Annotated in this window: 20 protein-coding genes, 1 pseudogene and 1 other annotated feature (1 of these 22 only partly in view); of the genes and pseudogenes, 2 read left to right on the forward strand and 19 right to left on the reverse strand. The window is 40.1% G+C overall.

The genetic code is table 11. From position 1 onward, the window contains the following. Window positions 1–92 precede the first annotated feature (92 nt). The 17 genes from IEV91_RS04365 to IEV91_RS04445 form a co-directional block, all read right to left on the reverse strand. Window positions 93–245, reverse strand: coding sequence for a hypothetical protein (locus IEV91_RS04365; protein WP_188496184.1), 153 nt, complete (start codon window positions 243–245; stop codon window positions 93–95). A 17-nt stretch (window positions 246–262) separates the two neighbouring features. Further along, window positions 263–835 carry a histidine phosphatase family protein gene (locus tag IEV91_RS04370; protein ID WP_188496185.1) on the reverse strand — a complete coding sequence of 191 codons (573 nt, stop codon included), beginning with the start codon at window positions 833–835 and terminating at the stop codon, window positions 263–265. Then, window positions 832–2076, reverse strand: a complete 1245-nt coding sequence (locus tag IEV91_RS04375; protein WP_188496186.1) for an MFS transporter — start codon at window positions 2074–2076, stop codon at window positions 832–834. Before IEV91_RS04375 ends, IEV91_RS04370 begins: the two co-directional genes overlap by 4 nt. Window positions 2077–2089: 13 nt before the next feature. After that, window positions 2090–3127 carry an ArsR/SmtB family transcription factor gene (locus IEV91_RS04380; RefSeq protein ID WP_188496187.1) on the reverse strand — a complete coding sequence of 346 codons (1038 nt, stop codon included), beginning with the start codon at window positions 3125–3127 and terminating at the stop codon, window positions 2090–2092. A gap of 236 nt (window positions 3128–3363) precedes the next feature. Beyond that, complete coding sequence (locus IEV91_RS04385) at window positions 3364–4635, reverse strand: histidine--tRNA ligase (RefSeq protein WP_188496188.1); 1272 nt, start codon at window positions 4633–4635, stop codon at window positions 3364–3366. A gap of 784 nt (window positions 4636–5419) precedes the next feature. Continuing rightward, on the reverse strand, window positions 5420–5914 hold the full coding sequence (locus tag IEV91_RS04390; RefSeq protein ID WP_188496189.1) for a YbaK/EbsC family protein: 495 nt from the start codon (window positions 5912–5914) through the stop codon (window positions 5420–5422). A 138-nt stretch (window positions 5915–6052) separates the two neighbouring features. Continuing rightward, window positions 6053–6553: a GNAT family N-acetyltransferase gene (locus tag IEV91_RS04395; RefSeq protein WP_188496190.1), complete on the reverse strand. Its 501-nt coding sequence runs from the start codon at window positions 6551–6553 to the stop codon at window positions 6053–6055. 499 nt (window positions 6554–7052) lie between these two features. Continuing rightward, window positions 7053–8363, reverse strand: coding sequence for an MFS transporter (locus tag IEV91_RS04400; protein WP_188496191.1), 1311 nt, complete (start codon window positions 8361–8363; stop codon window positions 7053–7055). A gap of 324 nt (window positions 8364–8687) precedes the next feature. Then, entirely contained in the window at window positions 8688–9002 is a 315-nt protein-coding gene (rhaM, locus tag IEV91_RS04405) for an L-rhamnose mutarotase (protein ID WP_188496192.1), read from the reverse strand. A gap of 27 nt (window positions 9003–9029) precedes the next feature. Continuing rightward, window positions 9030–9794, reverse strand: a complete 765-nt coding sequence (locus tag IEV91_RS04410; protein WP_188496193.1) for a DeoR/GlpR family DNA-binding transcription regulator — start codon at window positions 9792–9794, stop codon at window positions 9030–9032. Window positions 9795–10111: 317 nt separating this feature from the next. After that, window positions 10112–11365, reverse strand: coding sequence for an L-rhamnose isomerase (rhaA, locus tag IEV91_RS04415; protein WP_188496194.1), 1254 nt, complete (start codon window positions 11363–11365; stop codon window positions 10112–10114). Between the two features lie 13 nt (window positions 11366–11378). Then, window positions 11379–12797 (reverse strand): rhamnulokinase, encoded by a 1419-nt coding sequence (gene rhaB, locus IEV91_RS04420; protein WP_188496195.1) that lies wholly within the window; start codon window positions 12795–12797, stop codon window positions 11379–11381. 85 nt (window positions 12798–12882) lie between these two features. After that, window positions 12883–14952, reverse strand: coding sequence for a bifunctional aldolase/short-chain dehydrogenase (locus IEV91_RS04425; protein WP_188496196.1), 2070 nt, complete (start codon window positions 14950–14952; stop codon window positions 12883–12885). A 215-nt stretch (window positions 14953–15167) separates the two neighbouring features. Continuing rightward, entirely contained in the window at window positions 15168–15497 is a 330-nt protein-coding gene (locus IEV91_RS04430) for an iron-sulfur cluster biosynthesis family protein (RefSeq protein WP_188496197.1), read from the reverse strand. Between the two features lie 35 nt (window positions 15498–15532). After that, entirely contained in the window at window positions 15533–16201 is a 669-nt protein-coding gene (gene bshB2 / locus IEV91_RS04435) for a bacillithiol biosynthesis deacetylase BshB2 (protein ID WP_188496198.1), read from the reverse strand. A 19-nt stretch (window positions 16202–16220) separates the two neighbouring features. Then, on the reverse strand, window positions 16221–16565 hold the full coding sequence (locus IEV91_RS04440) for a YojF family protein (protein WP_188496199.1): 345 nt from the start codon (window positions 16563–16565) through the stop codon (window positions 16221–16223). A 6-nt stretch (window positions 16566–16571) separates the two neighbouring features. Further along, entirely contained in the window at window positions 16572–17792 is a 1221-nt protein-coding gene (locus IEV91_RS04445; RefSeq protein WP_188496200.1) for an alanyl-tRNA editing protein, read from the reverse strand. Between the two features lie 572 nt (window positions 17793–18364). Here IEV91_RS04445 and IEV91_RS04450 point away from each other — a divergent pair. Further along, window positions 18365–19729 carry an MATE family efflux transporter gene (locus IEV91_RS04450; RefSeq protein ID WP_188496201.1) on the forward strand — a complete coding sequence of 455 codons (1365 nt, stop codon included), beginning with the start codon at window positions 18365–18367 and terminating at the stop codon, window positions 19727–19729. Window positions 19730–19936: 207 nt separating this feature from the next. Here IEV91_RS04450 and glsA read toward each other — a convergent pair whose 3' ends face one another. Next, window positions 19937–20872, reverse strand: a complete 936-nt coding sequence (glsA, locus tag IEV91_RS04455; protein ID WP_204871265.1) for a glutaminase A — start codon at window positions 20870–20872, stop codon at window positions 19937–19939. Window positions 20873–20973: 101 nt separating this feature from the next. Between glsA and IEV91_RS04460 the strand changes: the two are divergent. Continuing rightward, window positions 20974–21207 (forward strand): annotated as a pseudogene (locus IEV91_RS04460) (IS5/IS1182 family transposase); the annotation flags it as partial. 147 nt (window positions 21208–21354) lie between these two features. Here IEV91_RS04460 and tyrS read toward each other — a convergent pair. Beyond that, the gene (gene tyrS, locus IEV91_RS04465) at window positions 21355–22611 is read right to left on the reverse strand and encodes a tyrosine--tRNA ligase (protein ID WP_188496202.1); all 1257 of its coding nucleotides are present in this window, start codon (window positions 22609–22611) and stop codon (window positions 21355–21357) included. 48 nt (window positions 22612–22659) lie between these two features. Then, window positions 22660–22716, reverse strand: a binding site (T-box leader) (it continues 173 nt past the right edge of the window).

Here is a 22716-nt window from a genome sequence, read left to right on the forward strand (position 1 = left end):
GATCCTTACCCCTTTCTTGCAACAAAGGTTATCGCATTTGTTTTAAGTAGGACTTCACGATCATCACGGGTGATAGAATATTCTAAGGACTTTCACTGTGATTTTATTACACTACAGTTAACATAATATTTTTCTGGTTTACTCACTAATTCTTCTAAGGATTGATTGACCTCCATTAAAACATTTAATCGCTCGCCTGTTTCAATAACAATATACATTCTTCCTTTTACTCTTTTCTCTTCCATCGCCTATGATTCCTGCCTCATTCATCCCTTTGACTTCTCTTCCAAAGTCTTTTAACCTCTTTTAAATGCTGGCCATCAAAGCTGAATCGGTAGATATCCGGCATATCAAGTGTTTTCCAAAACTCATAATTGTAGCGTTCATCAAAATGCTGCATAATGAGGACCATTAAATTCCCATGAGTACCAACGACAATGCGTTTTCCAGCATATTTCATTAAAAGTTGAAGGATGACCTGGACACCTCTTCTTTGTGCCTTATGATTCGATTCCCCGCCTTCAAACGAAAAGTTAGGATCTTGCCATACTTTATCTATAGCTAAATTAAAATCATTAACGGGGACTCTCGATAATTGACGCTCTCGTAAATCCGAAATGATTTCGATTTCTTTGTGGATAATGCTAGCAATCCCTTGGACGGTCTCCTTCGCCCGTTGATAAGGGCTTGAAATGACCTGATCAATGCCCTCTGTTTTTAAACATTCAGTGACAAGAAGTGCATCATGACGGCCTTGCTCTGATAAGGGACGCCCAAATTCATCAGCAGAGTATACAGAATGGGCATGTCTAACCAAATATAAATGTGTGCTCATACTTTTTCTCCCTTCTTGGTGACGTGATTCAGTGAAGGATGCAGGTAAAAGACTGAGGACAATGTCGTAAAGATACCCCCTATGAAAATAGTCAGATGTGTTCCTATTGCCTGAGCAAGGACACCTGCTAAAAAGGCAGACAAGGGGAGTAACACCCAAGCCATAAAACGACTGGTGGCCTGGACACGTCCGAGTAAATGATCCGGAGTTAAAAGCTGTCGGATCGTGACAATACAAGGGTTCATGATCGAAGCCATGAAGGTCCCCATTGCATTATAAACGATTAATCCTATGTACGTATGACAATCACTAAAGAATAAAAGTGATATCCCTCCAAGAACGGAGGAAAGAAATAGAAGCGTGCGATAGGACATTTGTTTTATCAAAAAATAAGTACAGATCGAGCCTGAGATAGAGCCTATACCTCCTATTGAAACTAACCAGCCAATCTGGTTTGCAGACAGATGGACCGACTCTTTCAAATGAAAAATCATGAGCGTAAGAAAAAAGGTTGTCCCAAACATTGAAGTCAAAATTGCTAAATTCGTAAATAAAATCGGCTTTTTTTGTAAGACAAATTGAAAGCCTTCTTTGATTTCTTTGACAAAGGATTGTTTGGACGGTATTTTTCCCCTTGGTGTTAACGCAACACTTGAAATGGAGAGAAAAGAAATAAAAAAACTGAAGCTATTAACGAGTAAGGCATAACCGGGGTTGTAAAGACTAATAATCAACCCACCTAAAGTCGGTCCTAATAAAACTGCTGTATTAGAAAGTCCAGCATTGATTGAATTGGCGAATTGTAGATCATTCCGGCGGACAAGATGCGGTACAGATGCGAATTGAGACGTATTATAAATTTGACTCATCACCCCAATAAGTAAAGCTGCCATCGTTAGCTCCCACAGGTGTAAGTGCTCCAGAATAAATAGCACACCCAGCAGTCCGATTATCAAACATCTCCCCATATCACAGATCATTAACAGCCATTTGCGATTGAGACGATCTGAAAGAATTCCAGTAATCGGTTGCAAAACAATAGGTAAACGCTCGAGTGCAGAAATCATCCCCATACTTAATGGAGATCCTGTAATCGCAAGTACAATTAACGGCAGTGCAATAAGATAGATTTGATCTCCAAAAAAAGAAATAACATTTCCACCTACAAATCTAAAAAGTGGATAATTTCTTCTAAGCTCAGGTAATTTTTCTTCATTTTTTAATGCCGAGTCCGTTAACATGAGTCCCCTCCTTTTAGTTGTCCCACAAATAGTGATCCAATTCTTGAGATAAAGCAGCCACTGCGTGCATTTTTAAAAAATAGGTTGCGTTTTCAACGTCTACTAACCGAGCGGAACGTAAAATTTTCAAATGATGATGTACTGTCGATTTGCCCAAACCGAGGATTGAAGTGATGTCTTGAAGGGAACGCGCTTTCTCTGAGAGCAATTTCACCATTCGGAGTCGGACTTCATCTCCCAATGCCTTATGTTTTTGGACGAGAAAATAATTGGGGGCATATTTATCATCAGGATTGATACTCTCATTTGTAACGGGATAGTAGAATACTTTTGTCCCTGCAATATCCGCTTCGAGCGTCCACGGACGATAAATATACTGAGGAATGAGTAGCACATTTTGCACACTGGGTTCCGGTAAATATGTGACGCCTCCCGTAGCCCATTCCACAAAGGCTTCAGGCTTTAATTTGCCATGCATTTGTTTTTTGGATGCGACATCTCTTTTTAAAATGTTATCCAGTCGCTCTTCTTGTGAACTGAGATAGGTATGGTGCCATTCGCTCATAACATGAACAAGATGCCTCTTTAATTCCTTGATTTCTACTTTGCTAATAAATTCTATATAACTTGGAAAGAATGGATTCGATGCTGTTATCAACTTAAGTGTATGAAGTGCATGATCATTTCCCTTGGCTGCTTCTTTACGAGTTTCCTCATGATGAAACCCAGTAAAAGGTATAGCGATCGTTCTTAATTCAATTTCTGGAAGCTCATCTATATAAGTTGTGAAAGAGTCAAGTGTCATACATTCTTTCTCATGCAACAATTGAAGCAGTGTTTTCCATGTGTTGTTCTTTTGAACGTAGTCCAGCTCTCTTAACAGCGTGCCAGGTAAAGATTTATTCACTTGAGATAATGGCTTCTCTAATGTATCAAGCAGTTGGGTATTGGTAATGGCGGCAATACCTAACGCACACTCCCACAGCAATGAAGCGCTTAACTTCACTTGATAGGTCTCGCGTTGACGAACTGATGTGTTAATAATATCCATTCGTTTCACCTCGTAGAGTTATTCTATTTAATATATTCTACTTTTAACGAATATAAAATTCAATATATTTTGAACGATTGATCAAAAATTTAAGCGCTCCTATAATAAAGAGTGCTTAAAATTCAGCTTAAGACAAAGAGACAGATAATCGATCTATTACACGCTCTATAAAACTCATGATGGCTGTATCAGCATGTAACATCGGAAGATTAAGAAGTGTGAGCAACGCTTTTCCCTTAATAATTAAAGGCTTCCAGTCTTTCTTCTCCTGTTTTCATCTCTTTGATGGTATAGCGATTGTTTTTAATTTCATTTTCGCCAATGATGATGACCTGAGAGATATTCTCCTTATTTGCACGCTCCAATGCTTTGTTCAATTTACGGTTTCTCATCTCAACTTCAACTTTAAACCCTTTTTGCCTCAAGCTGCGTGCAACCACTAGTGCTTCTTTTCCAGCATCAATCGGGACAATATAATAATCAAGCTGAGAATCCTTGTCGCTTGTTTTTTCTGATAATTGAAGTGCCGTATAAATCACATCAAGTCCAAAAGAAATCCCCACAGTAGCAAAGGTTTGATCTTTTCCCATTAATCCTCCAATGGCATTATTATAGCGACCGCCGCTCCCAATACTAGATTTGATCTCTCCTTCAGCTAGAAAAATTTCATAGATTGTTCCCGTATAGATTTCTAATCCTCTCGCCAAAAACGGATTAAACTGACATATCTTAACTAATCCCAAGGTCTCTAAGTACACTTGTAGTTCCTTGAGTTCAGCTAGCCCTTGTTCCAGTTGATTACTTACACTTGTAAAGCGTTCATAATAGGAGAGGTCCTTTGCCAAAGGGGTTTGCAGTAATGTCTCGATACGCCTCATAGTTGCGATGGGGACGTTTTTTTCTTGTAATTCAATCATCACTTCCTCAAGGCCAATTTTCTCTAATTTATCTAAGATAAGGATCACCTCGCCTACTTTCTCAGTTGGGGTTTCTAATACTTCAAGGATGCCGGTTAATAATTTCCGATTGTTATATTGGATGACGACATTCATTTCCAGCTTAGAAAACGCATCGATGGCCATGGTCATAAGTTCTGCCTCGGCCATTCCAGATTCGACCCCGACAATATCAACATCACATTGGGTAAACTCTCGGAACCTTCCCGCCTTTATTGGCCCATCCCTGAAGACCTTCCCGATTTCATAGCGCTTAAAGGGCAGCCGAACCTTCGGATTCATAGCCACCACCTTAGCAAAAGGAATCGTAAGGTCATAACGTAAGGCCAAAGCTCTTTGGCCGCGGTCTGACAGAGTGTACATTTCTTGTAAGATCTCTGCTCCCCCACCATATTTTGAAGCAAGTAGACTCGCTTCATTTAAAATTGGGGTTTCTAAAGGCTCACAGCCGTACTGTGTAAAAACTTCTTCTAGCGTTGCTCTCACTCTTCTCCTGATTTTTTCTTGTTCAGGTAAGAAATCCTGAGTCCCTTTTACATTTTTTAATTTCATCTTACATTCCTCCATTTTAAATAAGGTACAATCGGCTCAATGTTGCAATTGACATAGATTGCGACGTAACAGGTAAGGTGATACCTTTCCCAGCTAATAGTGTAGATCTTCGCTCCAGGTCGCTCGCTTTCCTCGGGCACGGCCTCAGCTAACTTGGAATGGATGATTTGGTTCCCAAGTGGATCTTCGGACTCGTGCTGTTCCCGAAGGAGTCTCGCACCTTACGCTCCAATCTACTTGCGTGCTGTCGGTGCTTTTTGATAGGAAAAACCGGGCATCTTTGCCTTTTCTTCTCAAGATGATTTTAGCTTAAGTGCAGCTTAAATCAGATCATCCTTAACTAGCGAAGGAAATACACGTAGACTCCTGCGGGAGCAGAGGCCTAGGTGAGACCCCGGAGCGCGGGCGCGAGGAGGCTCACCAGCCGCCCGCGGAAAGCGGAGTGTATTTCCGTAGCGGCGATTCATGTGTTACGTCGCAATTTCCTTCAACTTATCCCCGGATATCAAGCTTGTGCAGCCTAAGTGAAACCACAAAACTGTTGTAAATAAAAAACCGCATATGATTAAGCGAATTTCCTTAATCCATGCGGTTCATGAGTAATAGCCTTCCTATAGTCGATGATTTAAAAAAACGAATAGCAAGGCTAATAAATATGATGATGTTGTGTCGTTATTGGGTTGAGCACTGAAATCACCTCTTGAATTGAAATTTACTCTAACATAAGAATAGTAAATTTTCAATGACGATTATGTACTGGTCAATCTTAGATCCTTTTGACTACTTATTGACCATCATCCTTATCATTCCACCCTTTACATACATCGACCCAGTCCTTGGCATTCCCATACTGATACAGCTCATCACAAGTCAACTTAATTGCGGATTGGCCACTTCCACAAGCAGGGTAAACCGTATCAAAGCGCTTTAAGGAAACATCTAGAAAAACCGGCAAATCCTTTTTCAAACCAAAAGGGCATACCCCACCAACAGCATGTCCGGTATGTTCCAATGTTTCTTCTGGACTTAACATACGCGCTTTTAGATCAAAGGTTTGACGAAACTTTTTATTGTCAACTTTAGCATCTCCTGCGGCAACAACGAGAATGGCCACTTCACCTTCTTTTCCCCTAAATGCTAGGGTTTTTGCAATTCGCTCAGGAGCTACATCTAATGCTTCAGCTGCTAAACCTACCGTTGCACTAGATAAATCAAGTTCAATAATATCCTGTTCTCGATTCCTTTGTTGGAAATAGTCTTTTACAGCTTCCAAAGACACTGTCACCACTCCTTGTATTGATGATTCAAACAATTTGTGTTTCATTATAGCGAGCAGAACCTTACTTTGCATCCGTTTATCCATTTATTTTCTTTTTTACTTTACGATTCCCATTCAAAGACATAATCTTAGTCAAGATTAGTCCTTTAAAAGCTGCTTTCGCATCACCCACGATCCGCCATCATCTTCTTTCACCTTTACAAAGCCGGTTTTCTCATAAAGATGTACAGCTTGCCTATTTTGAGGATCTACACTGAGTGATACTGCTTTATAATTCAAGGAACAAGCGAGGTCGCAAAGGGCCCTCAATAAACTTCCACCCATTCCTTTCCCCCGGCATTCAGGAAGTAAAGCCATACCAATCTCAGGTGTTTCTTCATCTATGAAGCCGTATCCTGCACTTTCCTGAGCGAATAAGCGCATCCAAATGGCGCCAAGGGGCTTCCCCCAATCATCGGCCGCAATTAATGCATGGTCTGTTGCTCGTCCCCAGTCCTTCAGATATTTTTCAATCGAAGGTTCTTTCAATAATTCATCTTTTGCTGGCTTTTCATCTTCAGGTAGATAAATAGAGTGATAGAGCATATCCCACAAAAATGGGAGGTCTTGCTTTTGGTATGTTCTAATAAAATAATTCATCAATGGTCCCCCCTCACCTTTATCTGTTTAAATGCCCTTGCTTCATCCCACATCATTTTCTAATTTTCATAAAATGACTCAGCTTATCCTCAAACATATGAAATCGATTAAATAGTGATGGAAGGTTGATTAGCCTTTGATAGAGCCAATCATCATCCCTTTTTTACACCTCAGTTAAGATTTCCTGAGCATGCTGAAGTTTTTCTAATCAAAGTCCAATGTGAATTCTTTAATTTCTTTTTTTGGGGCTAGTCTCAAAATATAGGTTTGTCCCTATTCTGCCATTTCCTGTTTACAGGGGAATCTTCCGTTGAAGATTTATCATCTTTTATATAGAGGAACTTCTTTGGGCTTTGAAAAATACGGAACTTCTTCTAAAATTGTTTAATATAAATAAACTTCTCTATTAAAGCAGAAAATCCTGTCAATCGAGAATTATTTTGATATAAAAAAGGAGATACATTATGTACCCCCTGTCAATTGACCTTATTTTAAAATCTTAGATTGTTTTTTGTTCACTTTTATTATTGAAGTCCCTACCATAGCGTTCACTTTCGATTGCTTTCAATGACTTGCCCTGTGTATTTGGCGCTAAGATGATCCCAATCACACAATGAATGGCGAGGAAGATTAACATGACAATGCCGGCCACTTGAAAACTTAATTTATCCATTAACGTCGGAAGGATAAACGACCAAATGGCAATTCCTGTACGGACAATAAAATACATGAGGCCTTGTGCGCCAGCGCGATACTGCGTCGGAAACAATTCGCTTGACCATAATCCATAAAAGGCTTGGGCTCCAAATCCTGCAGCACTTCCCCATAAAATGACGAAGGCGAAGAGGGAAAACCAATTCATAGGCGAGAAAGTAAGAATCAACCAAGCGATAATGCCCATCACTGCACCTAAACCGAATAAGAAGCGTCGGCTGTACTTATCGCAGAATTTCATAAAAACAAAGAAGGTCGTTGCCACTGTCAGTCCCCATAACAAGACCTGTAATAAGTTGGCTTGAACATTGGATAGCCCGCCTACATTTTCATAAATATAAGGCATAAAATAGCCCATCGCACCTGAGGTAAGGTTCCAAAAGAGATAAATCCCTATTAATAAGAAAAGCGCCTGGCGATTGACTTTTAAACTAAAAAGTTCCTTTAAAGAACGCTTATTTATTGTCCCTGAAGTGGACTGTGTAGCTTTAAGTGCTTGGTTCTCTTTCCAAAGCTTTGATTCAGAAAGGCCTTGTCGAATATACCAAGTAATAAAAGCAATGACTAACAAATGGAGAAAGATAATTCGGCTGCCGAGTAAGCCCAGTGGCGAAAGTAATACGGCTAATAAAAAGGTTATTGCAGGACCCGTGGACCATGCTAATTGAGCCGTCCCTACATGTGCCGCTCGTTTATGCGTCGGTGCTTCTTCGGCGATATACGTCCAAGAAGCTGGAACTCCTGCTCCCACAGCGATTCCAGTAATGATTGTTCCAATCAAAAGCATCGGTAAATTAAAAGAAAAAGCGATGAGTAAAACCCCTAACATGTAGACTAATAAATCATAGGTGTAAATAAATTTCCGTCCATATTTATCACATAAATACCCGCCAATAAGTGCACCCACAGCTGCTGCAAAAGCATTGGCACTTAATGCACTCAATAGCCCAATAGCCACACTGTTCAAATGGAGATAGGTTTGCCAAAGCGATAAACTGCTGGCTGCTGCGATAATGGATCCAGCTTCAATATAGTTTGCCATAGAAACTGAGATGGTCGCCTTCCAACCTGTTGTCTTTTTACTCCCTACCTTCATTAAATGTACACCCCTTTGTAAACGCTTTCTAAAATGAAGAAAAATTTTTATAGCCTGTTATTCAAATGTAAGCCCTTATTTAAAGTTTAAACAACAAACCCACACAAGTCAAACTATATAAGCAACAAAATAAAAATATTTTCTTTTATTTATATTTGTTTATGTGGTTTATTTCGAAATACTCACGTTTCTGAGCACCAAAGCTTTGAAAGGTAAATAAAAAAACTTGGTTTCCACCAAGTCTTCATCAAGAAAGATGGATCTTTCTAGTGAAACACATGCTTCCAACAGTCTATTAAAAATAGCCTAAACCCACATCGGGATTTAGGCAAGGTAAAAGACCTCTTGTAAATCTATTGAAACCGGACTGTAATCCTCATGGGTCTCCATCAGTGGATCCATAGACTTCCACCACTTTTGGCAGGCTTCCGTTTGAGCCATTTGGGCCCATTTTTCTTCACTTTCAATTTCAAGATAGGCAAATAGCTGTCCCGTCTTTTCTTCTAAGAAAATAGAATAATTATGAGCCCCGTGCTTTTTTAATTCTGAAACCATTTCTGGCCAAATGTCATCGTGTCTTTTTTTATACTCTTTATAAGCTTCTTTTTTGACATACATAATTGAAGCTTTGCGTATCATAGCACCCCTCCTCTTAATATAGTTATCTTAGAGAGCAACGACTTTTAAAGAAATATTATGATCTCTCAGTGACAATTGATAATCTTCACTAATATGACTATCAGTGATCACTTGATCCACATCTTCCATATGTGCAACATGTACAAAGGTTTGAGTAGCAAATTTGGATGAATCCACCATAAGAATTGTTTGTTCGGCAATATTCATCATTTGTTTTTTCAACAAAGCCTGCCATTCATTAGACTCACTTAATCCCCCTTGTAAATGGGCACCTTTACAAGAAATAAAAGCTTTATTGACGTGATAGTGTTGGAGAGAGCGTTCTGCAAGATGGCCGACATAAGAAAGAGATTGCGATAGCAGCATCCCCCCAGTACATATCACCTTAACCTGTTCTTTTTTACTTAATTCAATACACACTTTGATGGAGTTAGTGATGACGGTCAAAGGCATATCTGGTATTTCCTTCGCCATATACCAAGCAGTCGTACTGGCATCAAGGATAATTAGATCCCCTCTATCAATGAGCCGAGTGGCCTCAAGGGCTATAGCCCTTTTCTCTTTCGAATGCAGAACTTCTCTCTCTAGGTAGGAGACTTCTGTTTGATCCTTGTCTATACTGACTGCTCCACCATGACTACGATGGAGTAAATTTTCTTTTTCTAGTTTTTCAAGATCTCTGCGAATCGTTTCTTCAGTGACTGAAAAAATTTGACTCAATTCAGTGACCCGTATACTTTGCCTTTCATTGACAAGCTCTACGATTTTTCTTTGTCTTTCAGCTACAAGCACCCTGTTACACCACCCTATAGTTGTATTTATCCCACAAATAGGCAGTATGCCGCATTTTAACACTCCATCAAATGACTTAAAACAAGTAAGGGATCTACCGCCTAAAATGTTCTTTTCTGTTATGGCTAACAGGATGTTGATCACACTTTAGGTACTCTCAATGAAATTACTATTTTCATCCAAGCCTTTCAATCACTGGAATAGAAGAAAAATCCCTAAAAATGAAGGTTGATTAAATGTGGGTTTGTTTTTACTTCATCTTTTTTTTTACTAATACTATACCATAGTTTCTCAAAACAAACCCTTAAATTTCTCGATTAACGTTGTGATAATACCTTTTCTTCATAAATCTTGATATCGTCGAGCCATGTTTCTCTTATAGGGACATTCATGGTCTCGCAATAATAATCCCAGATAGCTCCAAAGGGATACGTTTTGAATTCCTCTATTAAAGCGAGTCTCTCAGTAAAGTTCCCCTCTTCTTGCAGTTGTTTTAGATGTTCACTTGGGACTAAAAGAGCGTACAGTAAAGCTTTAATCATATTGCGTGTACCAATCGTCCACGCCGCCACACGATTAATACTAGCGTCAAAGAAATCTAAACCGATTTTCACACGGTCAAGCGCCCCATTTCGAACAATTTCATGGGCAATTTCTCTTAACTCATCATCTAACAGCACCACATGATCACTATCCCAACGGACAGGACGCGAAACGTGTAATGCTAATTGATCGGTAAACATGAGCATTGCTGAAATCTTGTTGGACACAGCCTCAGTTGGATGAAAGTGACCTGTATCTAGTAAGCAGAGCTTATTATTTTTCAAGGCATAACTCAGGTAAAATTCATGGGACCCAACGACATAAGCTTCTGAGCCAAGACCAAATAATTTGCTTTCAACAGAATCGAGATTATAGTTGGGATCAATCTCTTCCTCAAAGATTCGATCCAATGAGTCTTTTAATCTTTGTCTTGGTGTTAAGCGGTCACTTGGGATATCTTTGTAGCCATCAGGTATCCAGATATTTGTTAACGCAGGTGTTCCTAGCTCTTTTCCAAAATACTCACCAATCTTTCGGCACGCAATACAGTGTTGGATCCAAAAATCACGAATAGCCGCATCCGGGTGGGCCAGTGTCAGTCCATCATCTGATTTTGGGTGAGAAAATAATGTCGGGTTGAAGTCTAGGCCCAATCCATTTTCTTTTGCCCAATTGACCCATTTTTCAAAATGTTGTGGTTCCAATTGATCTCTTTCAATTACTTCTCCGTTTGTTTCTGCATAAATGGAATGGAGATTCACTCGATGTTTTCCAGGAATTAATGATAGAGCTGTTTCTAAATCACTCCGCAATTGCTCCGGTGTCGTTGCTTTTCCTGGATAGTTTCCTGTAACATCAATACCGCCAGATAATTCATTACCATTAACTTCAAAACCGCCAATATCGTCCCCCTGCCAACAATGGATTGAGATGGGGACTTGCTTTAATTTTTCTAAGGCTTGATCAACATCAATCCCCCACTTTTCATAAATGGCTTTAGCACTTTCAAAGGCTTCTCGTGTACTCATTTTTGTCATCTCCTTATTTGGCTTGAATAGCTTTAGGATAAAAAGTTTGTATTTCAAAAGACTGTTTAATCTTATCTCTTGCTTCGTTGATATCACACAGTTCACCAAGCGCGAGAAGTTGAGCAACGCTGTTCCCAATCGCTGTGGCTTCAATGGGACCAGCAAAAACGGGTTTATTTGCCACGTCTGCAATTAATTGATTGAGCAGCTTATTTTGACTTCCACCACCGATGACACTAATACTCTTAAAGGGCTTTTCAAAAATATCCTCAATTTGGTCGATAGCGTCACGATAGCTTATCGCGAGACTATCATAGATACACTTGGCGATTTCGCCTGGAGTATTTGGCACCGGTTGCCCTCGTTCACTACAGTATCCCTGGATTTCTGCAATCATATCGCTAGGATTTAAAAACCGATCATCATTTACATCAACAAGCGCATAAAAGTCTTTGGCCTCTTGAGCGAGTGCCACCAATTCTTCAAAGGTATAAGTATCCTCATATTGACGTTTGACTTCTTGAATCATCCATAGTCCCATAATGTTTTTTAAGAAACGGAACCTATAATCGATCCCCCCTTCATTTGTGAAATTATACTTTAACGCCTTGGTGACACAGATAGGGAAATTATTTTCAACACCAAGTAGCGACCATGTCCCAGAACTAATGTAAATGGATTCCTTTTGAACGGGTAATGCAATGACGGCCGATGCCGTATCATGAGTAGCTGGCAGGATGACTTTCATATCAAATCCAAATTCTGATTTCAATTCTTCCTTTAGCGACCCTAAAACAGTCTTAGGCGCTTTTATTTCTTGGAACATGGCTGGATTAATTCCTAAAGTCTCTAATAATTCTCGGTCCCAGTGTTTTGTAAAAGCGTTCACCAGTTGAGTAGAGGTGGCATTGGTATATTCATTGGCTTTAATACCTGTCAGTAAGAAATGAAAGTAATCTGGAATCATCAAAAAGGTTTTTGCTCTTTCTAAAATTTCTGGTGCTGACTTTTTAATCGCGTACAGCTGATAAAGAGTGTTGAACTTTTGAAACTGGATACCGGTCTCTAAATAAAGATGTTCCTTCATAATCGTTTGAAAGACCTCATCCATAATGCCGTCAGTACGACTATCTCGATAAGAGACCGCATCCGTAATCCGTTGATCATACTCATCAAGCAGGACAAAATCGACAGCCCATGTATCAATGCCAATACTGCTAGGGTGAATGCCTTGGTCTGCACACTTGTGAATCCCTTTTTTTATTTCTGAAAAAAGTCTATCCACATCCCAGCAAATATGGTCATTCTTTCTTATGAGAGTATTATCAAAACGATGGATCTCTTCTAAATTCAATTTTCCATTCTGTATGGCACTTAAGATGAGCCGGCCACTTGAGGCACCGATATCAACAGCTAAACTATAGACAGTCATCCGCTATCCTCCTTTTTGAAGCGCTTACTTTAGATGCAAAGGTGTAAGGGATAGGAAAGTCCCCCATCCTTTACACACTTTCTATTTATCTCGTAAATGCTACTGGGACACCACCGTCGACGGTCACCATACATCCTGTTGTTTTTTCTGACTTAGACGAGGCAAAAAAAGCAATGGTTTCTGCTATATCTTTTGGATAAATATTGACAAGCAAAGTGGTTCGTTTACGATAATGTTCTTCTAACTGATCAGGCTCTATGCCGTAGGCAGCGGCTCTTTCGTTTCTCCAATTTGAGTTCCAAATCGCTGAGCCCTGAAGGACGGCATCAGGCAAGACAGAATTGACGCGGATGCCATATTGTCCTCCCTCAGCAGCGATGCATCTCGCAAGATGTGTCTCCAGTGCCTTAACAGAACTGTATGCGGAGGCGTTCTTGCCTGCATATACCGAATTCTTTGAACCAATAAAGACCATGCTGCCCCCAATCCCCTGTTCCTTCATTTGTTTAAATGCTTCACGTGCGACTAGAAAGTACCCTGTGCCCAGGACATCCATATTGAGTGTCCATTCCTTTAAAGTTGTTTCTTCTATCGGGCTTGACGTTGCCAGTCCAGCGTTATTAACAATAATGTCGACCCCACCAAATGTCAGAGCGGAGGTCTCAAAGGCTGCCTGCACTTGATCCTCTTGGGTGACATCCATCTTCACAGCCATTGCTCGATTTTCACCATAGGTTTCATTTAAATTCCGGGCAACTTTTTCTGCACCTTCAAGATTTAAATCCGCAATTACAACATGAGCGCCTTCAGATACAAGTCGTTCACAGGTTGCACTACCGATTCCACCAGCACCACCGGTTACAAAAGCTACTTTTCTTGAAAACTCTGCTTCGGCAGGGGCCAATGTTAATTTATATAGTTCGAGTGGCCAATATTCAACATTATAAGACTCCTGTTCATTCAAAGAGACGAAGTGTCCGAGAGCGGTTGAGCCTTTTATCACTGCAATAGCTCGGTGGTAAAGAGCCCCACTTATTCTAGAATTTTTTATGTCCTTCCCAGTATTGATCATCCCTATGCCTGGAATTAAAATAACCCTTGGTGCAGGTTCGAACATTTGGTCACCCGTTGATTTATGACGTTCAAAGTAGGCTTTATACGCTTCTTTAAAGTCCGTGATGCCTGTTTTTAGTTTTTCGATAAGAGCTTCAGTACTTTCAGATTGAGGGTTCCAATCAATGTATAATGGGACTCTTTTCGTGTGGACCAGATGATCTGGACAAGCTGCTCCAATTTGAGAAAGGGTTGGTGCTTCCACACTGTTAACGAATTGTAAGACATCGTCCTCTCGATCATAGGTTAGAAGCATTTTTTTCTCATCGCTGACAGCGCCTCGAATAACGGGCATCACCTTTGACAAAACAGCTTTTGCCTCTGCCTCAGGAAGTGAAAAATATTTTTGTCCGCCAAATGCTTCTTGTTTGCCACTCTTACTCTTAATATACTCTTCTGCTTCATTAATAATGGCGATTGTTTTTTCATAACTTTCTTTCGATGTCTCACCCCAAGTGACTAACCCATGCTTCTCCATTAGTACGAGCTCGGCTTTTGGATTATGCTTCACACCTTCAGCAATCATTTTGGACAATGTAAATCCTGGCCGAACATAAGGGACCCATACAAACCGTTCACCATAGATTTCTTCAGCTATTTGTTTCCCATTATCCGCACAGCATAGACTAATAATGGCGTCTGGATGGGTATGATCCACATGTTTAAAAGGTAAAAACGCGTGTAATAGCGTTTCTATAGAAGCGCGAGGATGTTTACTATCAATCATACAGTGTGATAAATAATTGACCATTTCTTCATCCGACATTTCTGTTCTCTCAATCAAAGGAAGGATATCTCCTAGATTAAGACCGGTAAAATTTCCAGCCTTCATCGTCGCTAAATCGGAGCCACTTCCTTTTACCCACATAACTTCTACATCGCGGCCTCTAAAATCTTTTTCAGTTGTCTTCATTGAAGTATTTCCTCCACCCCAGTTGCACACTGAACGATCTGACCCGATGAGATTTGAACGATAGACAAGTTCTTCAACACCATGCTGTGCTTCGTTTGCCTGCTCGACGTTCCAAAGATTTTTAACCATCAAGACTCCTCCACCTTTACAATAAAAGCAATATTGTTTTTATGTCTGTTTATATCATACTATACTTTTGTTTATTTTTGAATATGTTTTTTATTTAGTATTCACTCTTTTTTATATTTATATGTAAGGGCTTTCTCAAATAGATATACAAAAGAACACACAAAAAGGGATGTTATGCCTTGGTGTGTGTTCTACAATTGGAGAAGCAAGCTCGTTTAATTAATCGTAATCTTGTTCGTAAAAGTCATTCTCGGTGTTAAGATTTGTTGTGGACTTTTGAGCATAAACATTTTTGTTTGCTCTGAATAATCGATGGTTAACGCTTCGTCAAGGAAAACTTGCTTAGCCATTTCCACATAAACAGGTTGAGCGTTCGTTACAATTTCGATGTCTTCAGGGGCCGCGTGTTCCACAAGCCATAATTCATTGACGCCAGAAACCGCACAGCCGCATCCCTCTGTTTCATAATGTAATTTTAAGATGCCTTGTTCAGTATGATAGTGATCAAGGATTTGTTGGGCCTTTTCTGTAATTTGGATTTTCATTGTCATCCCCTCTTTATATATGAACAACAGGTGTTTTAATCCTTTTTGCCTTGGTAAGTCCAAAAAGTCTCTTTTGCGAGCCAATTGATCAGTTCAGGGTCTTCAGAGACCAGCTGCTCATCCCATTTTTTAAAATTGGCTTCTGTTTGACTTTTATGCGCACGAATCGTATCCAATTTTCGTCTGAAAACCTCAGATACATCCGTCACGATATCTGGTTTTCCTAACACCTTTTCACAATCTTTTGAGAAGGCTTTGCAATGAATTCTTGGACGCTCTGCATCTGGTAAACGCATAACAGCATTAATCACAGCCGCACCGAAGGCATCATGATCAGGATGGACCGAAAATCCTGGATAAAATGTGATTACAAGTGAAGGTTGGATTTCCTCAATAATAGCAAATATCTTATCAGCAATCTCATCTTCGTTTTCAAACTCAACGGTTTTATCACGTAATCCCATCATTCTTAAATCCTGAATGCCCATCACACGGCAAGCGTCCTGTAACTCTTTCTTCCGGATCTCTGGCAAGGACTCACGCGTCGCAAAAAACGGTTGTCCCATATTGCGCCCCATTTCACCAAGGGTTCCACAAGCATAGGTGACTGGTACTCCGGCTTGTGTCTGTTGAATAATTGTCCCCGCAACTCCAAACGCTTCATCATCTGGATGTGGAAATGCAATGAGTACGTGTTTTTCCATCTTTATTTCCTCCACTTCATTAAAAGGGTTCGTGACTGAGTTCAAGTGCCGCGGCAATTTTTCCATCTGCATGGTGACCCGCTAATAACAATCGACCTTTATCGTCAATTTCCCAATCGGTTAAACCTTCTGCATAAACCCAGCCGAGGTCAATTTTAAGACCGACTCGGTATGGACCTGCCCCTGTGATTTTCCCAATGGAATACTTAATCTTACCATTACGAATATAAGCTCCAACTGATAACATATTATCATCATTAAAAGCACTATAAGCACCGTTAGTTGTTTCTAAATGTAGGTAGACCTCTTGATTTAGGAAACGATCTAGTGCAGCTTGAACTTGGGGTTTACTAATAGCTTCCATGATTATTTATCCCTCCACTTTACGGGTTTCTTGTAATTGTGTCATAAGCTGTTTTAAAACATATTCAGGGGTGACAACGGCTTCCCCTCCGCCTTGAGCACGTTCAGGCTTTCCTCCGCCTTTACCATTAATAAGTGACAATGACGGCTGTATAAGTTGATTCATATTATAGTGAGGTTCAGTTCCTCGTGCTGCGATGACATGTAAGCGATCCTTGTTTTGAACAACCATTAAAACAATCGCGTGAGGGTCTGTGTCAGTGAGCGCTGTTACGAGCTTTTGACATGTTTTTACAGGACGATCATTCAGAGTAAGTGTCACTAACCGATGACCATCATGATTCGTCGCTTCAGCTAACCTCTCTTTGACTTCATAGGTTAAGAGCAGTTGCTCCTGGTCTTCAATCGTTTTTTCAAGCTCTTTTTGTTTTACAAGCAGTTGTTCAACCGCCTCAGGAAGATCATGTTCTTGACTGCTTAACGTTTGGCTAAGCCTTTGAGTAATGGTGTGTTTTTCATCCAATGCTTGAACTGCACGCCATCCACAAACAAAAGTCACTCTTGTCTGATGCTTTTGCCGTTCCCAAGACAAGACTTTAAGAGGACCAATTTCTCCTGTTGTGCTTGGATGTGTTCCCCCACACGCATTATAGTCAATCCCCTCAATGATTACGAGGCGAATAGCTTCGTTAACCGTCGGCGGTTTGCGAAGCGGATACTGTTGCCAAGAATCCCCCTCTGGCCATACTGTTGTTATTGGGCGGTGCTGATAAATAATGGTTTGGACCATTTCCTCAACTTTATGTACGGTCTCTTCAGAAAGCGACTCCGTATCTATGTCTATGGTTGAACTCTCACGTCCAAGATGAAAACTCACTGTTTTAAAACCATAGTGATCTGCAAAAATAGCTGAAAGCAAATGCTGTCCGGCATGCTGTTGCATATGGTCAAAGCGTCGCTCCCAGTCAACGACACCTTCAACCTCAGTGCCCTCTAATGCTTGTAAAGGAACGGAGGTATAGTGTCTGATTTCACCGTTTATTTTTTCAACATTGATGACTGGTATCCCATTAAGAAGGCCTGTATCAAAGGGTTGCCCTCCACCCGTCGGATAAAAAGCTGTTTGATCAAGCATCGAGTAGTACCCTTTGTCATCTTGTCCGTTTTGAATGATCTTGGCAGTGAATTTTTGTATGTAAGCATCATCATAATATAGTAATTGGGTCATCTGATACCCTCACAATCCATTAACAATTTGGTAGCGTTCCTCACTTAAAACCTATTATAGCACCAAACGTGATAAAAACTCATTTGCAAAGCTCAAAAATAAAGGATTTAAAGCTTGTGAATGATTAAAAAAAGTGGGCGAAAAGCTTGCCCCGATCCTTATAAAGGCACTTTCACTAAAACCGTCATATCCATGTGAAAACGCCGAAGTTACCACCTCACCCCCAAAAAAAGTAATGAGACTTTTCGGGGAGCCCAATGATGCGTCTACCCTCGTCCAAAAATCGTTAAAACTTTTCTACGAGGATTATGCTCTTAGTAGCTTTCTTTACCCTGTGGACATGAGGAAAGCAAGCGACCTGGAATGGCGTCAACACCCTCCGCTCTATCAATACCCGAATAATTACATTTATCCAACAAAAAGGCCACAGAAAGCATTCAATTTATAAATTCTGCTGCAAGTGAACGAACAGTTGCCACTTTTGACTGATATATTGAAAAAATCATGACGTTCAAAATAAGCTATGGTATACTTCATAGGGTCTATCTCTCACTAAAAAGGAATGTCTTCTTATGTATGCAACTCAAACCACAGCCCAAAAAGTAAAAGTTTTACTTTCTTTATTACTTCCAATACTCGTCACGCAAATTGGGATGTCAGCCATGAATTTCTTTGACACCTTAATGTCTGGTCATGCAGGCACCCATGATTTAGCCGGAGTTGCGATTGGCTCCAGTCTTTGGGTACCCGTTTTCACTGGGTTATCGGGCATACTTATTTCTTTGACGACGCTTATTTCTCACCATATAGGTAATAAAAGACAAAAAGCTGTTCCTTTTACCCTCATCCAAGCACTTTATCTGTCGATTATTATAGCATTATTAGTCATGATCATTGGAAGTTTTGTCCTTCAGCCTATTTTAAATCTTATGGATTTGACCAGCGATGTGCAACGTATTGCAGCAGGTTATCTTCGTGCTCTAGCGGTGGGCATGATTCCCTTATTCATTTATGGCGTTCTAAGGAACTTTATCGATGCTCATGGTAAAACAAATTTGTCAATGTTGATCACATTGTCATCATTACCCATTAATATTCTCTTTAACTATTTATTTATATTTGGAAAATTAGGGTTCCCTAGACTTGGAGGGATAGGAGCCGGTTATGCTACGGCGATGACTTATTGGATTATTACAGCCATTGCCGTTTTAGTCATATGGCGTGGATCTATTTTTTCTCAGTACAAAGGGGATTATAAAGTTTATCCCTTATCTCTCAAGGAGTGGAAGGTTCTCCTTAAAATTGGTGTTCCCATCGGGTTATCTATTTTTTTTGAAACGAGTATTTTTTCAGCGGTTACACTTTTCATGAGCCAATATAACACTGTCACCATTGCGGCACATCAGGCGGCCATTAACTTTGAATCCTTACTTTTCATGGTACCATTAAGCATCTCGATGGCCTTAACAATCGCCGTTGCTTTTGAAAATGGAGCAAGCCGTCATCAGGATGCTAAAACCTATAGTCAACTGGGTATTGGCATGGCTCTTGGCATTGCGCTCATTCTATCCGTTTTCTTATTTCTCTTCAGAGAATCGTTTGCTCATTTATATTCTGAAGATACCGAAGTCATTGCAATGACGAGTCATTTTCTTATTTATGCGGTCTTCTTTCAGATTTCGGATGCCCTGCAAGCCCCTATTCAAGGGGCACTTAGAGGTTATAGAGATGTTAATACGGCACTCATCATGACCTTAATTGCCTATTGGATCATTGGCCTTCCTGCGGGATATGTACTAGCTAATTTTACTCATTTCGGACCTTTTGGCTATTGGATCGGTTTAATCATTGGACTGGCAATCGGAGCTATCGGATTAGCCATACGTTTAAACCAAATTCAAAATCACAACCAAAAGAAAGATCAAACTTCTTCTTAGAGGTGGGGTTAAAAGTATATAAGACAAAGGAAAAACTGACGATTTTTGAAGTGAATCGGTTTTTCCTTTGCACTTAAGGTCGCTCCGTCAAAATACTTCACTTTATATTTGCGTCATGATACTTACTCATATTCAAAAATATGATTGTTCTTCTTTTGATTTGGCTTATTTCGTTATGCCCCGGCCTCTTTTTGTACGGCAAATTTCTTATGCCAATAGATGCAGGCCAAAGCGTCTAGAGAAATTGGACAATAATCTCAGTCCAGCAATACTATTTCCTTTCTTATTAATCGCGGGCCCGATAATCCCAATGCCCATCTTTCCAGGCGCGACAGCTAAAATGCCCCCACTCACACCACTTTTGGCAGGAATCCCTGTCCGCATTGCACTCTCCCCCGACTCATTGTACATTCCAGCTGTGAACATAATTGTATTCACCGCTTTGATGATCTCAACATCAATGAGTTGGTCATGTGTCCCGGGAACAATGCCATCATTAGCAAGAAAAGCCGCCATCTGCGCAAGATCATGACAAGTTACACTAATGGAGCACAGACGAAAGTATAGGTCAAGAGCCTCATCGACATTCCCCTCAATAATCCCTGTGCTTTTCATAAAATAAGCCACTGCCCGATTTCTGTCCCCTGTCTCCATTTCTGAACGGTACACTTTATCATTGATTGTGATACCCTGATTTTTTGCAATTTTTTTAATGAACTCTAGCACTTTTTCAAATTTAAGATCAACACTTTCACCTTTGATAAGAGAAGCGACAGCAATCGCTCCCGAATTGATCATCGGATTTAAAGGAATATGGTTCTCTACGGTCTCCAGTTTTGAGATTGAATTAAAAGGCTCTCCACTCGGTTCCATCCCCACTTTTGAGAAAACGCGTTCAAAGCCATTATCTGATAAAGCCACCATTAAACTGATCACTTTAGAAATACTTTGCAGAGAAAAATCCAAATGGCAATCCCCTGCAGTAATAGGTTTCCCATTAAGTGGGACCACTGTAATGCCAAGCCGTTCCGGATCGGCGTGCTGTAATTCGGGAATATAAGAGGCGACTTCACCGTAATGCGCAACTCTTCTGTTCTCTTCTACCATCTGATGCAATTCCTGAGCATTAAAATAATCAGCCATTAGTGTTTACCTCCGTATCCTTGCTTCTTTCCTTAATATGGCTAGAATCTGTAGGACTCATTCGAGCGCAGAGGCATTACTGATTTTTAGAGGATGAAATGACTTACTCGCAAAATCTTATTGATGTTATCGAAAAAGAAGAAGTCCTTCTACATTACCCAAAGGTGAAGGAAAAGTCCCGAGAACGGTATAAAATAGAAGCTAAAAATAGCGAATTAAAAAATAGACACGGGTACAATGTTTATAAATCCTCGGGTCTATTAGATATGGAAATACAAGGAGCCATGGCTATATTCGCAGTGAACTTAAAAAGAATTCTAAAACTAATGAAATAAAATGAGGGAACAATAGGCAAATAATTATAAAAAAAAACGACTCAAAATTCATTTTTTGAATTTAGAGTCGTCTTTTTTTATAAAGCTAGTGAGTTTTCCAGAAAATCGTAAGATTTTCAGTGGCCTCGTTGTCCCTCATGCTTTTGTTTAATATTGTACGAGTGTGTATTTCTTTTTGCCTCGTCTTAATAAAATAAATTGGTCTTCTATCCGATCTTGTTCCGTAACAATATAACCCATCTCTGTTTGCCGTTCCCCGTTAATATAAATCGCACCATTACTGATATCTTCACGAGCCTGACGTTTAGATGGCGACACTCCCGCTTGAACGAGGAGATCAATCAAGCCGATATCTTCTTTTGTTTCTACGGTATATGAAGGCACATCTTTAAAACCTTGCTGAATATCAGACGCAGACAATGACTTAATATCGCCACTAAATAAGGCTTCAGTAATCTTAATAGCTTGTTGAAGAGCGTCTTCACCATGTACAAATGTCGTCAATTCTTCTGCTAATCTTTTTTGCGCCACACGCTTTTCCGGAGCAGTTTTGACTTCCTTTTCTAAGCGATCGATCTCTTCCTTCGACAAAAAGGTAAAGTATTTGATAAAACGAATCACATCACGATCATCGGTATTAATCCAAAACTGGTAAAACTCATATGGCGTTGTTTTGACTGGATCTAACCAAATACCATTGCCCATTGATTTTCCGAGTTTTTGACCATCACTATTTGTGATCAAAGGCATCGTAAGACCGAAGGCTTGCTCCTCATGCCCCGAACGACGAATGAGTTCTAAGCCGGCAGTAATATTACCCCATTGATCACTGCCGCCAATTTGTAAACGAGCACCTTCCTTTTCAAACAGGTTAAGGTAGTCATAGGCCTGAAGCATCATGTAACTGAATTCAGTATAGGAAATTCCTGAATCCATCCTTGACGTCACAGAGTCCTTTGAAAGCATGTAATTGATCGGAAAATGCTTACCAATATCTCTTAAGAACGAGATGAGGCTTATACTACTCAACCAATCATAGTTATTAGCAAGAAGAGCTCGATTGTCTCCATCGCTGAAATTCAAAAACCGCGATAACTGATCTTTGAGTTTACCGCCCCACGCTTCAACAATATTTTGCTCGTTAAGTTGACGTTCGGTAGAGCGTCCACTGGGATCACCAATAAGTCCAGTCCCTCCGCCGACAAGTGCGATGGGCTTATGGCCTGCATCTTGGAATCTTTTTAAAACAACAATTTGTAATAAATTTCCTACATGTAAACTATCCGCTGTTGGATCAAAACCACAATACAAGGTGATAGGTTTTTCTAATGCTTTCCGTAATTCCTCTTTATCTGTCACTTGAAATAATAAATCTCTGTACTCTAAATCTTGAATAACATCCATTTTTACGCCTCCGTTAACAATCAAATAAAAATAAAAAGCCCTCCTAATAAAAGGAGCGCTTCGACACGCGGTACCATCCTTCTTGGGAAAATCAAAAACCTTCCC

It is taken from the genome of Pullulanibacillus pueri (genome assembly GCF_014639255.1).
GTDB lineage: Bacteria > Bacillota > Bacilli > Bacillales > Sporolactobacillaceae > Pullulanibacillus > Pullulanibacillus pueri.

What these genes read in the sequence shown, in the direction of transcription:
- IEV91_RS04450 (WP_188496201.1), top strand. Translation starts at nt 18,365, where the DNA reads ATGTATGCAACTCAAACCACAGCCCAAAAAGTAAAAGTTTTACTTTCT.
- tyrS (WP_188496202.1), bottom strand. Translation starts at nt 22,611, where the DNA reads ATGGATGTTATTCAAGATTTAGAGTACAGAGATTTATTATTTCAAGTG.
- IEV91_RS04430 (WP_188496197.1), bottom strand. Translation starts at nt 15,497, where the DNA reads ATGAAAATCCAAATTACAGAAAAGGCCCAACAAATCCTTGATCACTAT.
- bshB2 (WP_188496198.1), bottom strand. Translation starts at nt 16,201, where the DNA reads ATGGAAAAACACGTACTCATTGCATTTCCACATCCAGATGATGAAGCG.
- IEV91_RS04385 (WP_188496188.1), bottom strand. Translation starts at nt 4,635, where the DNA reads ATGAAATTAAAAAATGTAAAAGGGACTCAGGATTTCTTACCTGAACAA.
- IEV91_RS04445 (WP_188496200.1), bottom strand. Translation starts at nt 17,792, where the DNA reads ATGACCCAATTACTATATTATGATGATGCTTACATACAAAAATTCACT.
- rhaA (WP_188496194.1), bottom strand. Translation starts at nt 11,365, where the DNA reads ATGAGTACACGAGAAGCCTTTGAAAGTGCTAAAGCCATTTATGAAAAG.
- IEV91_RS04440 (WP_188496199.1), bottom strand. Translation starts at nt 16,565, where the DNA reads ATGGAAGCTATTAGTAAACCCCAAGTTCAAGCTGCACTAGATCGTTTC.
- IEV91_RS04425 (WP_188496196.1), bottom strand. Translation starts at nt 14,952, where the DNA reads ATGGTTAAAAATCTTTGGAACGTCGAGCAGGCAAACGAAGCACAGCAT.
- IEV91_RS04395 (WP_188496190.1), bottom strand. Translation starts at nt 6,553, where the DNA reads ATGAATTATTTTATTAGAACATACCAAAAGCAAGACCTCCCATTTTTG.
- IEV91_RS04400 (WP_188496191.1), bottom strand. Translation starts at nt 8,363, where the DNA reads ATGAAGGTAGGGAGTAAAAAGACAACAGGTTGGAAGGCGACCATCTCA.
- IEV91_RS04365 (WP_188496184.1), bottom strand. Translation starts at nt 245, where the DNA reads ATGGAAGAGAAAAGAGTAAAAGGAAGAATGTATATTGTTATTGAAACA.
- IEV91_RS04370 (WP_188496185.1), bottom strand. Translation starts at nt 835, where the DNA reads ATGAGCACACATTTATATTTGGTTAGACATGCCCATTCTGTATACTCT.
- rhaB (WP_188496195.1), bottom strand. Translation starts at nt 12,797, where the DNA reads ATGACTGTCTATAGTTTAGCTGTTGATATCGGTGCCTCAAGTGGCCGG.
- IEV91_RS04375 (WP_188496186.1), bottom strand. Translation starts at nt 2,076, where the DNA reads ATGTTAACGGACTCGGCATTAAAAAATGAAGAAAAATTACCTGAGCTT.
- rhaM (WP_188496192.1), bottom strand. Translation starts at nt 9,002, where the DNA reads ATGATACGCAAAGCTTCAATTATGTATGTCAAAAAAGAAGCTTATAAA.
- IEV91_RS04380 (WP_188496187.1), bottom strand. Translation starts at nt 3,127, where the DNA reads ATGGATATTATTAACACATCAGTTCGTCAACGCGAGACCTATCAAGTG.
- glsA (WP_204871265.1), bottom strand. Translation starts at nt 20,872, where the DNA reads ATGGCTGATTATTTTAATGCTCAGGAATTGCATCAGATGGTAGAAGAG.